The sequence below is a fragment of the Aeromonas sp. 600282 genome (assembly GCF_049175755.1).
Taxonomy (GTDB): Bacteria; Pseudomonadota; Gammaproteobacteria; order Enterobacterales; family Aeromonadaceae; genus Aeromonas; species Aeromonas veronii_A.
In genome coordinates, this window is the sequence record NZ_JAAKVR010000001.1 from 444971 (window position 1) to 460049 (window position 15079).

Here is a 15079-nt window from a genome sequence, read left to right on the forward strand (position 1 = left end):
GTACTTTATTTGCTAGCATATGATTCATCTACTGTTTTTATGACGAGATGCCCACAATGTTCAACGATAAAACGCTACTGATCACAGGTGGCACCGGCTCGTTTGGCCAACGATTGGTCAAGACAGTACTGGAACGTTATAAGCCGAAACGGCTCATCATCTATTCTCGTGACGAACTGAAACAGTTCGAGATGCAGCAGGAGTTTAACGACCCCTGCATGCGCTATTTTATCGGTGATGTCCGAGACGCCAACCGGCTTACCATGGCAATGCGTGGCGTCGATTACGTGGTTCATGCAGCAGCACTGAAACAGGTTCCAGCCGCTGAATACAACCCCATGGAGTGTATTAAAACCAATATCCATGGTGCAGAGAACGTGATCCAGGCCGCTTTGCTCAATCAAGTCAAAAAAGTTATTGCCCTCTCCACTGACAAAGCTGCCAATCCAATCAATCTCTACGGTGCCACCAAACTGGCATCAGACAAGCTCTTCGTGGCAGCAAACAACATCGCGGGGCAGGATCCCACCCGTTTTGCAGTGGTTCGTTACGGTAACGTGGTGGGTTCTCGCGGCTCTGTCGTCCCCTTCTTCCAAAAGCTGATTGACCAGGGGGCGGATGCGTTACCCATCACCCATGAGGAGATGACGCGTTTCTGGATCACCTTGCAGCAAGGGGTTGATTTTGTCCTGGACAATTTTGGGCGGATGAAGGGGGGGGAAATATTTGTTCCCAAGTTGCCATCCGTCCGAATTACCGAGCTCGCCAGCGCCATGGCCCCTCACCTGCCACACAAGATCATCGGCATTCGCCCGGGAGAAAAGCTCCATGAAGTGATGTGTCCTGCCGATGACTCTTATCACACCTTCGAGTTTGATGACTTCTTCGTGATTGGCCCAACCATCAACTTCAATAATCGCAACAACGATTTCTCCAAAACAGCGGCGGGCGAAAAAGGAAAAATGGTAGAACAGGGCTTCGAATATAACTCTCGCAGCAACCCTCACTTTTTTACCATTGAACAGCTTTTGAAAATGAACCAAAAGGGGAGAACTGAATGATCCCTTATGGCCGCCAATCCATCAGCCAGGCAGATATCGATGCTGTTGTGGACGTTCTCAAGTCCGACTTCCTGACCCAGGGACCCGTAGTCCCCCGCTTCGAGCAAGCAGTAGCCGATTACTGTGGAGCCAAATTCGGGGTGGCAGTCAATTCAGGTACCGCAGCACTCCATGTAGCCTGTCTGGCACTTGGCGTTGGCCCCGGCGACTGGGTCTGGACATCCCCCATCAGCTTTGTTGCATCCGCCAACTGTGCTCTCTACTGCGGTGCACAAGTCGATTTTGTCGATATTGAACCAGATACCGGTAACATGTGCGCTTTGGAGCTGGAGAGGAAGCTGATTGCAGCCAAGGCGGAAGGAAAGCTACCCAAAGTAGTCATACCGGTGCACTTTGCCGGCCTCCCCTGCGACATGCAGGAGATCCACCGCCTGGGACAAAAGTACGGTTTCAAGATCATCGAAGATGCCTGCCACGCCCTTGGTGCCCGTTATCATGGTGAGCCTACCGGCAATGGCCGCTATAGCGACATCACAGTATTCAGCTTCCACCCGGTGAAGATCATCACCACTGGCGAGGGTGGCATGGCCATGACCAACGACCCTGCGCTTGCCAAGACGATGCGCGTGCTCCGCAGCCATGGCATCACCCGTGAACCGGAAGACTTTATCAATGAGCCGGACGGCCCTTGGTACTATGAGCAGCAGATGCTCGGCTTCAACTACCGCATGACCGACATTCAGGCTGCGCTGGGGTTGAGCCAGATGGCCAATCTGGAGACATGGATTCACACGCGTAACGAGATTGCCCAGTACTACTTCGAAAGACTGGCACCACACCAGCTACCTCGTCATTTCAACACCGAGCGGCGTAGTGCCTTCCATCTCTATGTTCACCATGTAGCCCCTGAACAACGCAGTGCGCTCTTCCAAAAAGTACGTGCACAGGATATCGGCGCCAACGTGCACTATATACCTATTTACAAACAACCTTGGCATCAAAAGTGGACTCATACTACCCTGCCCTCTACTGAGCAATTTTACGCAGGCGCAATGACCTTGCCACTCTTTCCTGGTTTGACAAAAGCACAGCAATTGAAAATATGCAGTCTGCTTTAGTCGTAGCCAAAAATGTCTCGTGTATAGACCTTATCAATCACATCGGCTAAATCAGGACTCATTCGGTTGGCAAGTATAATGTCACACATACCTTTAAATACGGATACTTCAGTGATGACTTTTGACCTAAAGAAATAAGGTTCCATTAAGGATGGCTCATAAACAACAACCTCAATACCCTTCGCCTTGATTCTTTTCATGACTCCCTGTATTGCCGATGCTCTAAAATTATCCGAACCAGCCTTCATAACTAGTCGATAAATACCTACTCGTTTAGGATTAGTCGCGATAACTGTATCGGCAATAAAATCTTTTCTCGTTGTATTAGCATCAACAATAGCTCTAATCAGGTTGCTGGGCACTTGGTTGAAATTTGCCAGAAGCTGCTTGGTGTCTTTTGGCAGACAATAACCTCCATAACCAAAAGATGGATTGTTGTAATAGTGGCCAATACGAGGGTCCAGGCAAACACCATCAATAATATCCTTTGTTTCTAGATTATTTTTTTGGGCATATGTATCCAACTCATTAAAAAATGCGATTCGCATCGCCAGATATGTGTTAGCAAATAATTTTACAGCCTCTGCTTCCGTACTTTCAGTAAAAATGACTGGCACATTTTTTTCTATTGCCCCATCAATCATAAGTCTAGAAAATGTTCGTGCATATTCACTTGTTGCCCCGACTATAACACGTGATGGATAAAGGTTATCATATAATGCTCTCCCTTCACGTAAAAACTCGGGGGAAAAGAAAATATTCTCGTAATTATGAGTCATCCGCATTTTAGAGGTAAAACCAACAGGAACAGTAGACTTGATTACAATTACTGCCTCAGGATTAATTTCCATAATATCAAAAATAACTGACTCTACCGACGCAGTATCAAAGCAATTTGTATCAGGATCATAATTAGTGGGCGTCGCAATTATAATATAGTCAGCATGTTGGTAAGCGGTTGATTTATTCAAGGTTGCGGTAAGATCCAAAGTCCGTTGTTTAAAGAACAGATCGATATCAGAATCAATAATTGGAGATTGTCGCCTGTTAATCATGGACACTTTTTCTGGATTAACATCAAATGCAACAACATGATGGTTCTGAGCTAACAATATTGCATTAGACAAACCTACGTAACCTATACCGACAACGGCAATTTTCATTATTGAACCTTCACATCCAAAAATTGATAATAAGAGCGATACCATTCAACAAAATTCTGTATGCCCTGTTCTATCTTCATTGATGGGCGATATGAAATAGTAGCAAATAAATCCTCAGTATCCGCCCATGTCGCATAAACATCACCCGACTGCATGGGCATCATATTTTTTATAGCTTTAACCCCCAGCGCTTGCTCGAGAGATTGAATAAAATCAACTATTTTAATCGGCCTACCATTACCAATGTTAAATACACGATAAGGGGCACTGCTATCAGCTGGAGAACCAGTTGCGCAACGCCAGGCAGAATTTTCAACCGGTATCACGTCCGCTACCCGGATCACACCTTCAGCAATGTCATCTATATATGTGAAATCTCGGCTTAACAGACCATTGTTATATACATCTATTGGCTGTCCAGACAGCATACATTTAGTAAATTTAAATAATGCCATATCCGGCCGTCCCCACGGGCCATAAACTGTGAAAAAACGCAATCCTGTGGTTGGGATACCATACAAATGAGAATATGTGTGCGCCATCAGCTCATTCATTTTTTTTGTCGCTGCATATAACGAAATAGGATGGTCAGTGGGTTCACTCACTCTAAATGGCATTTCCTCATTCATTCCATATACGGAGCTAGAAGATGCATAAACAAGATGCTCAATATGATGATGACGACAACCTTCCAGAATTGTCAAAAATCCGTCTACGTTGCTATCAATATAAGAAAAGGGAGATTCCATTGAATGGCGAACACCGGCTTGAGCGGCAAGATGAATTACTCTGTCAAACTTCTCTTTGGAAAAAAGAGTCAGGATAGATTTTCTATCAGAGACATCCATTTTTACAAACTTGAAGTTAGAAAATGGAGTTAACTGTTCAAGTCTACTTAATTTAAGAGATACCTCATAGTAATCATTTAGGTTATCAATACCTATAACCTGATACCCTTTCAAGCACAGTAGTTCGCACACCTTCGCACCGATAAATCCCGCTGCACCAGTTACAAAATATTTCATACGACATACCTGTTAAAAATTGCTTTTGGTTATACGCTAAGGTGAAATCATTATCTTACTGAGTGCCAATATCCATATGTATATTACAAATATTATAGCTTATGAATATTTATAAGATCATTAATAAAATGCATCTAATTCATTTAAATTTATGATTAGCTTTAATTATTGACTACAAAAAAGTGTCTGACCGCATCAATAATGAATACTTGCTCCGACTCAGTCAGGCTTGCATGTAAAGGTAAACGTAACAGCATTCTAGAAACCGCTGTGGTATTTATATCATCGCCATGAAATCTACCATATCGAATACCAGCCGGACTAGAATGCAGAGGTACAAAGTGTGAGGTAACTTCCACATTAAGATTGCGCATGAATTTAAATAATCCCTGTTGTTCGTCAGGGGATCTTGTTCTTATATGATATATATGAGCATTATGCTCAACATGTGCCGGAACGGCAGGAAGTGTGAGCACTCCAGTATTAGCCAACTCAGATAAACATGTATGATAAAAAAGCCATTTTTTTAATCTAGCATTCGTAATTTCTCTCGCGTTTTGTAATTGCTGCAACAAGACTACAGCTTGAACCTCTGACATTACATAACTAGATGATAAAATTTGCCATGTATATCTATCAACCTCTCCACGCAAAAACATTGAACGATCAGTTCCTTTCTCCTGAATGATTTCACATATACCATGGTACTTATCTTCGTTTACTAAAAAAGCCCCGCCCTCACCACCGGCATGAATATTTTTAGTATGATGAAAGCTGACGCAGCCAAATTGACCAATTGAACCAAGTGGCCGTCCTTTATATGTTGACATGATACTTTGTGCAGCATCTTCAACCAATACAAGATTATAGCGATTGCATATATCGACTATAGAAGACATTTCTGATGCAACACCGGCATAGTGAACAACCACTACGGCTTTCGTTCTAACTGTAATAGCCTCTTCAATAAGCTGCTCATTTATATTCAAAGTGTCTGGCCTGATATCGACAAATACTAATTTTGCGCCCCTTAAGGCAAAAGCACTTGCAGAGGTAACAAATGTAAAGCTTGGCAGTATTACCTCATCCCCTGGCTGCAAATCCATAGCTAAAGCTGCCATCTCCAAAGATGCACTACAGGATGGCGTTAAAAAAACTCGCCTTGCATTATATATATCGTGTAATAGTTCCTCACATTTTTTTTTATTAACACCGATACCTAAACATTCTCCATCACTTTCAGTGATATGGCCAATATTATTGGGGCGATTATATGGTATCCAATTGTGATATGATTTCATTTCATAATAACCTTAATGTCACTGACAAGATTTGCATAACTTCTTCCTGAATCAGGCCATGTTGTCAGCCTCCAATCAGGACATTGCCCACAAAAAGTATGGCATTTGAAATCGTTATTAAGATGAGCCTCTCGCAGTTCGTTTAAAAATGCTCCCTGCCAAGCAGTTTTTAGCGTTGTCTTCCTGTAATCAATGAAACTGGATGCATACGCCCAATCTGTCGGGCAAAAAGAAAGCTCACCTTTTGGATCCAGGGTCAAACGCTCCCATGGATATAAGCATGGGCGCCTTGACTCATGGGAATGAGCTTCCCCTTGAGCCAACATACCTGCCGCCGAATGTAAATTCCTGATCAGCACTTCATCAGCTCCCTGATTTTTCCAAAAAAGAGAAAAATCATCTACCTCATCTTCATTTCCTGCCTGACGAATAAAACTCACAACAATACGAGTTCTGTATTGCCCTGTCTTGATATGTTCGATCATTCTAATTATATTACGTCGCACTTGCTCAAGACGCCCGCCACGAATATTCGCATAAGTCTCATCTTTAAAGGCATCAATGCTGACATCAATCATATGAAGGCCACTTTCTAATAACTGTTTTAGTTTTTTCTCATTAAGAACTGTACCATTAGTGGTTAACGTGACAAACGTGCCACTATGCTCGACAGCATACTGGATCATTTCATGTGCATGTGGATGCATAAGTGGCTCACCATTGCTGGTATATCGTATATACTGGCAATGTCCGTCGCTATTGTCTCTTATATCATCGATCAGCTTCTTGTTTAGTTCAGGGTCTAACAATCTTGCGGAATAATGTTCAGACTCTTTAAATTGAGGGTGTGGACAATGTATGCATCTTAAATTACAAATTTCAGCAATATCTACAATGACCTGTGATGGAAACTCCGATGACAGTCGATCATAGAAACCATATTTAGCCATGAGTCCTCCTACTAATAATTTAGTTCGCTATGAACAAAATCACCGCCAGCACATAATAAAGCATCGATAATACTGACGCGGCAATCAAAACCAGGTCCGTTCTGGGGATAGCGAGCATATTCAGGATATTCCATCCAGGCAACACCGATACCCCTTTCTTCAAAGCGCCCGATATCTAAATAATTTTTTGCCGCCGGCCCAGAAAAATAAATACTTGCATCAGCTCTTTCAGCAATGACGATCAGTCTTTCCGTTGCATCGCTAACCCCCCCCCCATTCAAGTAATGACTATCCGTAAAGATGGGGGTGGTGATCCCTAATAAATGCATGATTTTTTTAATAAACATGATATTTATATCAGAGATATACTCAAATTCACGTGCATCTTCATACCATGATTTAATTTCATCTATATATCTATCAAAAAAAAGCGCCTTTTTGTATCGCTCTTTAATTATAGCAAAATGCTTCTGACACCATAGATTATCGACAACTTTTGTGGATGATATTTTCTGATTTCTATCAACATGACATACGGGTATTGTTAACCATACAGCACCCTGTGTGGTCATAATCCTATTGCGGTTACGCCAATCTCTTGTTGTATACTGGACAGAATCAAGAAATATAAATTCGTCCACCCTGTTTATAATATCAAAGTAGCCTATCCAAGGAATATAATTAGATTGAATGATTGCTATCTTTTTATGCAAGTTAGTATGCTCTTAATATTTTTGAACGTGTTAAACCACATGAAATCATCTGTGCTTTAATCTCGGGCCAGTAATCAGAAGCAATAATAACCACATCAAGTTCATTGGTGGCCTCCAGTGTAAACTTTTCTATTGGGGCATTACAAAATATAGCGCCAAATTTACTATCGTCATTATCAAAAAAACACTTCACCTTTATTTCCCTGTCAGAAAAAACAAGATCAGAATGAAGTTTTCCATAGAATTTTTTTGCGCCAGAGCCAGTGCCAAAAATAGCTATTTTAATATTTCTTTTTCTTCCAAATCGATAGTAAAACTCATCTGGCAAATTTCGTTTAAATCGATACGTGAATTTCTCTGAAAATGAACTTTCAAGTAAAAAACCTCTGATTTTCGGCAAAATAACGTCAATATTATGAAACTGTTCAACATAGTTGCAGCAGCTTCTTGATTTATTTTCGAGAAAACCATATTGGAATACATCTTCAAGCATAACATGAATATCATTTCGCTGTGGGGAAGGCTCCCCAATTAGCGAGAGATAAAGACTTGAGCCTTCATCAAACTCGTCTGAAGCTTCATCAAGCCACACCCCTTTCACTAGACGACGGTATCCTTTAACACAAGAGTCTATGGCAATCACAGGTAATCCGATCATTGCAAGATGATATGCTGAGGAGCCCATTGCAACACCGAAATGATATTTTTCAGATTCAATTAGGCTGTATATATCAGATTCATTTCTCTTTCCTAAGATACGAATTTCAAGGCGTTCATGCGCAAGCTTTTTATATGATTCAACTTCATCCTCATAGAGAGCATATCCATATCCTATCAAATCAAAAAGTATATGCAGCTGAGGTTTATTGTTAAGAACAACATTCAAGCTGTCAATAAAACTCAAGATGCTTTCATTCTTGAAAAAGTCAAATCTCCCGAGCCAGAGCACCTTCATAAACTCTTCTGGAGCAGAAATATTGTACCGTATCTTTTGTGTTACGGGCTCAACAGGAACAGTGGCAGATGAGTGATGATTAAGTGGAACAGAAAAATACTCAGAATTATATTTACGATATATGTCATTGGGATACCAGATTGCATGTGCTCGATCCAACTTTAATAATAATTGGCGCTGGTAGTGCCAAGTTTCATTAATTAACTTTGGTTTGAATGCACGAGATGCGTTAAATCCAATCCCTGGCTCCCAGATACTCCAAGCTTCTGGATGCAACATCCCAGTCAATATATGAACTCTTTTATTTCCATTGAAGACATGCATAGCCCTATGCAAAACTTCAAAATATGAAGCGAGAACATATATATCTTCCCCAAAAAAATCATCAATAATTTTCTGTCCAAGTGCCCCCAGATACGATTGATTTGAAATAGAAACAAAGAAATCATCCATTTCTGGAATGATATACTTTTTTATCTTTACACTCTTGTTATCCAATAGCCCAAAAAGTGCAGAGTCCTCGTATCCAACTACGGCAACGGAATCACCTAATCCAACAAGATAGTCAATAAATCTACAGTTAAATGTCTCCGCACCACCGACACTCTTATTGAAATCAAAAACAACAATGTTCACGCCGCCCCCACAACCCTGTGTTAACAATACGTCGAATAAAATTCCCAGCCTTAAATAATAACTGATGCGATTAATACTTTTTTTTCAAAAAATGAACAATCTATAACATATAGGAATCTCTAAAAATCAATACACTAGCTCGAACTGGTTCGTCAAGGAAGAATCAAAGGATAAATTTAAAGAGTAATTCATAAAAAATTGGAGACTAAAAACAAAAGGAAAGTAATAAAATAACTTATAATATCTATAGCTATTTATCAGTTTAAAAAAACAACTCTCCCATCAAATTTCATCAATAAAGCACGTCTAATTTCCTCTCGATAGAAATCCGATGCTATATAGACTGGTGAATTAATAGCATCTAAATCCCCCAACGTGTTAACCTTGAAGTCATTCATAGCATGCGAGTGTTCATCAACAATAATATTAATTTTTTTTCTGTGCTTGGAAAATTTTAAAATGGCCTGTCCGATATGACCAGCACCATATAGAAGTACTTCAGAATAACTATTGCTTACCTCATCGAAGATGAGCGTATGATTTAGAACATTATCCGTGAAAGGATATTGAACAACTTGGCTCAACAAATAGATGTCATCAGAGCACAACGCTATCACTTTATCAATAGAAATCAAAGGGTTATATATTATCTGCTGCGGAGAAACAAATTTATCTTCCAGACATTTTCTAGCCACTAGGAAAGCATATTGTTCAGTTGTCTGATGCTCAACGACGTCTGACAATGAGCCAAATGTATACTCACCATCAGTACCTCTCCAACCAAATACTAACTCAACGACTTCATAGTTGTTTGAAAAACAAAGTGAAATGAAAAAATCAACATTATATGTAAAAAGTCCATGTGGGGAATGCTTCATAGGCAAACAATGAATCATTAATCCATTTTTCTTTGTAATGTTATGTATTGACGCAAAAACATTATATTGATTAAAAACATGTTCACTAGTTCCAAGATTAGTTACCACATCATACTGATGAGATAACTCGAGCATCTGACTATTAAAATCGCAAAATATTGTCCCATCATAAACATCCACAGAATCATATTTTAAACCTAGGTTTTCATACATAGATTTTGTAAAATCACCATCCTGATAATTCTTTAATTCTTCATCAATTATCTCTGCCGAGTTTAATGAATAAAACTGCTGGCACCCTAACTCAATTATCGAATTAAAGTTTTCAGGAAAGTGATTCTTCATTTTATTAAACATAGCTGGCGTCATACCCATCACAGAACTCCCGTAACATATAATATGAAGTTATAAGAAAGACTTATCAATTCACGAATGAATTATATTTCACAAACAATGTAAACAAGGCTATAATTTCAACCGCAGTTATAAACTTCAAAAATTCTTCGCCTTTATTATATAGCCATAAAATATATTCATAATAGTGGGCTCGGTCATTATAATTAATATTATTTAATAACTTTTAGCCCAAAGCGTTATCTCACAAATTGAACTCATGGGACTGCAACCAGATCTCAAGCACCAATAAACCCCAAACATGATAGAAGGTCATACCGTCAAACTGGTTATCCAGCAACATCCGCAACCGGTCGGGAGCAATAAACTGATGCAGACAGAGCTGGCCTGAAGAGGCCTGCTGACGCAGTTGCGTAATCGCACTCTGTTTGGCCTGTTGATTGAACGGATCTATGCTGAAACCCTTTTTCGGCCTGTCGATCCATTCCGCCGGCAAGTAGCGTTTGGCCAACTGGCGCAACAGGAACTTACCCTGTCCTTGTGCAATCAGCTCTGACTGTGCCAAACCTGCGGCAAACTGAGCTACTTCGGTCGACAGGTAGGGCGTGCGGCACTCAAGGCTGTGCAGCATGCTCATTCGATCTACCTTGGCCAATACCAACGGCAGATAATTGGCAATATCGGCCTCACGAAGGCGATTAAGATACGGGCGGCTATCCATATCGATACGCCTGCGCAGCGCCATCAAGTGATCACCAGTACCGGACGGAATGCGACCGAACAACTGTTCCAACTGGCGATCGGCATACAGCAAGATGCGACCAGAGTAGTACTCCCGCCCAAGATGCCAGCTACGCGCCTGCATCTGTTGCTCTCTGCCCTCGGCGGCGACCAGTGTCTGCAGGTAACGGCCATAACCGCCAAACAGCTCATCCCCCCCGTCACCCGTAATCGCGACGGTGACCTGCTGACGAGCAAGCTGCGAGACCATATAAGTTGGCACACAGGAAGTATCAGCATTGGGCTCATCCATGCGCCGCGCCAGATCACCTACCTGTTCAACAAAAGCCTCTGGACGAAGCAGCTGTTCGGTGTGCTCGGTTCCGAGGAAATCGGCAAAAGCCCGAGCCTCCTCATGTTCGCTCTCCGGCGCCTGTTCAAAACCGATGGAGAAGGTGCGGATCGGCCGTTGCAAACGACGGGTGATCAGGGCCACCGCCGTCGAGGAGTCGACACCACCGGAGAGAAAAGCCCCCACCGGCACATCGGCGACCAAGCGGCGCGATAACGAACGCAGTAACAGATCCTCAAGCTGGTCAACCTGCTCCTCCAGCGGGCGTGACGGCATATGGTCACCGGCACAGATAAAGTGGAAGTAACGCTCTGCCTGTGAGACCGCCCCTGTCACGGCACGCATCAAGTGCCCCGGCAGCAACTTTCTGGCGTGTTGATACAGGGTGCGTTCCCCGACGGGGTGCTGGAAAGCCAGATAATGGGCGACTGTATCAACCGTAATGCGGGCAGGGAATCCTGGCACCAGGGTCAAAGCCGCCAGCTCGGAGGCAAAGACCAACAAACCGTCAAACTCGGCATAATAGAGTGGCTTCTCGCCAAACGGATCACGCGCCAGCAGCAACTCCCTGCGCTCACGATCATAGTAGGCAAGTGCAAACATCCCCTCGAGCCGGGTCAGAAAGTCAGCACCTTCCCGTACCAGGCCATTGACCAATACCTCGGTATCAGAATGGCCAGTAAATGATATGCCGGCGTCTTTAAGACGCCCCCCCAACTGAAGATGGTTGTAGATCTCCCCATTAAATACGATACAGGCCCGCTGCTGTGCATCATGCATTGGTTGATGCCCGGCAGGCGATACATCCAGAATACTCAATCGACAATGTGCCAGAACACAGCGTCCGTCATCCGACTCCCAAAGACCCTGGTCGTCAGGACCTCGATAGGTCATCGCCTCCGCCATTCTATTAGCCTGCTGTTTCAACCACGCAGGATCATGTTGACCATGAATACTCATTATTCCGGCTATACCGCACATTTTATAACTCCCTAAAGGTAAGCCAACACATGATGTCACGCATGAGACATCATAGAATAATCAACTATCATGCGATGGCTTTTCCAGAACGAATAGCACACCAGCGACTTCCAAATCCTCCCATCCCAGTGATGCATACTCATCTGCGAAATCGACAGAGACTTCCTGAATATGCTCTCTATCATTCTTCATATATTTATCTTCAGCAACAATCCTGAAGCCACATTGTAAAAATATCTGTCGATAATCACTATAACGCAGCTGATTACCATGTAAAAAGTGGCCAGCATCACCATAATGGTCACGCCACTCTGACTTGCCTATTGTCAGGAAATCAAGTGGTCGTGAAAAATCCCGGTGGTCTCGGAGGTCAATCCAGTGAAAAGCAAAACCACCTGATGCTAATAGCTCAAATGTCTTGGCTACGAATGAATGAATATCTACAACATGCTCCATTACGGCACACGAATAGCATACATCATATTTTTCATCATCATTGAAATCTTCAAGCTTTATCTCAGGGAAGTAATTTAGTCTAGTGCCATGATGATCATGAAGATGGAATGATTCAACATCATCATTAAATACAATACCATCATTTACCTTACATGGGACATTGAAAAGCCCCATTAAATCTTTAATCATTGAAACATGTTCATTGAAAGGATATTTCCCGCTTAGTCCCGGGAATGGTTCGATCGCGGTCCACTCCCCGCCCCATCGTAATAGACTATATATCTCCACCCCAAGGGAATGACCAGAACCTATATGTAAAAATCGATTTACCGGCTTTGAAATATATTGTTTACGGCATTTCTCGAAATGATTACCAAGTGATATATGATAAAATACACTACCGCTAGTGTTTTTACTTCCTATTATCTCATCCACGAGCTCACGTCCGATTAGCCCTTTCACTTCCTGCTTCTCTCGATCTTTTATTTCACTTTCCTCATCATAAGGAAAGGGTAAATATAAATCATCCAGCCCCAATTTGACGAGTTGAGCACAGATATCTGAGACATGCCTCTGAAGACAAGAGAGAATAATAAAATTTGGCTTATATAGATGAATTTCATCAGGAGAGATAATAGGAAGCTCACCTTTAAACTGACCATGTAAATTTTCGTTATTATCAGCAATAGCCAATATTGAAAATCGTTTAGGAAGTCTTTTTATAAATGAATCACAAACTTCACCAGCACCGAACAAGATAACATCCATATTCCGTCTCCGATTTATTTTTTATTAGTCAGTGCCAGTGTTTTTTCAGCAAGTATACGTGGTGAATAATGCTCACTCATCTTTTCCACCAAACCAACTGATGTTTTCTCTCCACTCCCCATTAATAATGACACTATCTTTTCAATCATCAAACCCCATTCCCCATAGGGAATCAAGTCACAAGAAAACTCTGTCAGTACAGTTTCTCTATTTCCTGGAATATCTGTCGCTACAACAGGACAACCAAGTGCCTGTGCTTCCAAAATAACATTAGACATTCCCTCATGACTGGAGGTGGAAATGAGCAGGCTGGCACAACTTAACCATTCAAAAATATTATCTTTCACACCCACGACATGAATGTTATCGCGGCACGGCTGCTGCGCAATGCAAGCAAGGACCTCTGAGCGCAATGGTCCATCACCGATTAAAATTGCATGGGTTTGAGGAAGTTTGGCAATGACAGAAGCGACAACCTCTATAAAGCGACATGGGGACTTTTCCGGAGACAGTCGCATTATCCCCATCAATATTGGGGCCGATAAATGAATATCTAACTGCTGTAAAGGCTCTTGTCCCTCAACCCGCTTGGCCATGACCGCATTTTTCACTACGGGGATGCTCGATTCAGGCAAATTTAGCCAGCGAGCATACGACTGCGCCCCTGCCATGGAGTTAACACTCAAAACGATTCCTGGCAACTCGGTCATCAGACGATAGTAAGCTGCCAACCTCGACTCATCATAAACGGCCAGGTATTCAGGAAACTCTGAGGGTGCAACACTCCTTCCAGAGATAATGATCTGTTCTACTCCCGCGAAAATTGCGGCCATAGAAGCAATGACATTACCGTCTTCTAGATAGGCGATAACCAGTTTGGGCTGAACACGTTGCATATAGTCATAGGCAGTGAGAATGCCGTGAAGCAGTCCGGGCTCAAAGAAGGGTGCCAATTGATTAGCCAACTGGTAGCTATTTTCCTCCTGCTCCAAGTTCGGCCAGCACTCACGGGCAGAAGGCACGAAGTAGAGCTCTACACCATGAGTACGCAAAAGCGCCTCCCAGTGATTAACCTCCAACCCCTTATTCTTCACCGAGATCAAATGCACTTCCCATCCCTGCTGGCGCAATCCGATGGCCAGCAATACCATCTGCCGCTCAGCACCGCCTTTGACCAAGGAGTGGATATATAGCACGACACGCTGCACTACTTGGGGCAGCCGATGTGCTCGACGCTCGCGGATCAACCGCTCAAGCTTTTGCTGCAACATCGCCGATGGCTGGCAGGTTGCCTCAACATAGGGAGTGATATAGGGATAGTCGCCATAATGACCTAGTTGCTCGATAATCTGCCCACCGAATTGCTGTAAATCTGAAAAGATGACAATGACCACCTCCTCTGCTGGGTAATTATTAAGCAGTTCTGGCCCTACAATCGGAATGCCACAGGCGAACTGACCGACTTGAGGACCGTTAAGACCATCGATGATGGCGACGAATGGATAAGGGGATTGGAGCACATGATAATAAAGATTTCCCGCCACCCCCCAGGCAATCGCCTTGCGTTTCCCGGACAGCAGTTCCTGATGCAATAACGCATCAAAAGGCAGGGCATGTTTCATCGACAGATCCAGCATGTGTCGGTTTC

12 protein-coding genes are annotated in these 15079 nt (G+C 42.7%); 2 read left to right on the forward strand and 10 right to left on the reverse strand.

Annotated features, from left to right (window positions below; translation table 11 throughout):
- Positions 1-56 precede the first annotated feature (56 nt).
- Together pseB and pseC are read left to right on the forward strand one after the other, a co-directional pair.
- Positions 57-1061, forward strand: a complete 1005-nt coding sequence (gene pseB / locus G5137_RS01905) for a UDP-N-acetylglucosamine 4,6-dehydratase (inverting) (RefSeq protein ID WP_227340774.1) — start codon at positions 57-59, stop codon at positions 1059-1061.
- Complete coding sequence (gene pseC / locus G5137_RS01910; RefSeq protein WP_421254829.1) at positions 1058-2179, forward strand: UDP-4-amino-4,6-dideoxy-N-acetyl-beta-L-altrosamine transaminase; 1122 nt, start codon at positions 1058-1060, stop codon at positions 2177-2179. The genes pseB and pseC overlap by 4 nt, the downstream gene beginning before the upstream one ends.
- On the opposite strand, the gene G5137_RS01915 is transcribed toward pseC, so the two are convergent.
- The 10 genes from G5137_RS01915 to G5137_RS01960 all read right to left on the reverse strand — a co-directional run bounded on the left by G5137_RS01915 (position 2176) and on the right by G5137_RS01960 (position 15068).
- Positions 2176-3342, reverse strand: coding sequence for a nucleotide sugar dehydrogenase (locus tag G5137_RS01915; RefSeq protein ID WP_216953971.1), 1167 nt, complete (start codon positions 3340-3342; stop codon positions 2176-2178). The two genes, pseC and G5137_RS01915, sit on opposite strands and share 4 nt — an antisense overlap.
- Positions 3342-4367 carry an NAD-dependent epimerase gene (locus tag G5137_RS01920; RefSeq protein ID WP_216953972.1) on the reverse strand — a complete coding sequence of 342 codons (1026 nt, stop codon included), beginning with the start codon at positions 4365-4367 and terminating at the stop codon, positions 3342-3344. The genes G5137_RS01915 and G5137_RS01920 overlap by 1 nt, the downstream gene beginning before the upstream one ends.
- 161 nt (positions 4368-4528) lie before the next feature.
- Complete coding sequence (rffA, locus tag G5137_RS01925; protein ID WP_421204708.1) at positions 4529-5668, reverse strand: dTDP-4-amino-4,6-dideoxygalactose transaminase; 1140 nt, start codon at positions 5666-5668, stop codon at positions 4529-4531.
- Positions 5665-6618 carry a radical SAM/SPASM domain-containing protein gene (locus tag G5137_RS01930; RefSeq protein ID WP_421204707.1) on the reverse strand — a complete coding sequence of 318 codons (954 nt, stop codon included), beginning with the start codon at positions 6616-6618 and terminating at the stop codon, positions 5665-5667. The genes rffA and G5137_RS01930 overlap by 4 nt, the downstream gene beginning before the upstream one ends.
- Positions 6619-6629: 11 nt before the next feature.
- Positions 6630-7331 carry a WbqC family protein gene (locus G5137_RS01935; RefSeq protein ID WP_421204706.1) on the reverse strand — a complete coding sequence of 234 codons (702 nt, stop codon included), beginning with the start codon at positions 7329-7331 and terminating at the stop codon, positions 6630-6632.
- Position 7332: 1 nt separating this feature from the next.
- Entirely contained in the window at positions 7333-8922 is a 1590-nt protein-coding gene (locus tag G5137_RS01940) for a glycosyltransferase (protein WP_129503724.1), read from the reverse strand.
- A gap of 257 nt (positions 8923-9179) precedes the next feature.
- On the reverse strand, positions 9180-10175 hold the full coding sequence (locus G5137_RS01945; RefSeq protein ID WP_216953979.1) for a hypothetical protein: 996 nt from the start codon (positions 10173-10175) through the stop codon (positions 9180-9182).
- Positions 10176-10398: 223 nt separating this feature from the next.
- A complete protein-coding gene (gene asnB / locus G5137_RS01950) occupies positions 10399-12207 on the reverse strand; it encodes an asparagine synthase (glutamine-hydrolyzing) (RefSeq protein ID WP_323912150.1) in 1809 nt (602 codons plus the stop codon).
- Positions 12208-12267: 60 nt separating this feature from the next.
- Positions 12268-13431 (reverse strand): methyltransferase domain-containing protein, encoded by a 1164-nt coding sequence (locus tag G5137_RS01955; protein WP_227340779.1) that lies wholly within the window; start codon positions 13429-13431, stop codon positions 12268-12270.
- Between the two features lie 14 nt (positions 13432-13445).
- Positions 13446-15068 carry a glycosyltransferase gene (locus G5137_RS01960; protein WP_421254830.1) on the reverse strand — a complete coding sequence of 541 codons (1623 nt, stop codon included), beginning with the start codon at positions 15066-15068 and terminating at the stop codon, positions 13446-13448.
- Positions 15069-15079 lie beyond the last annotated feature (11 nt).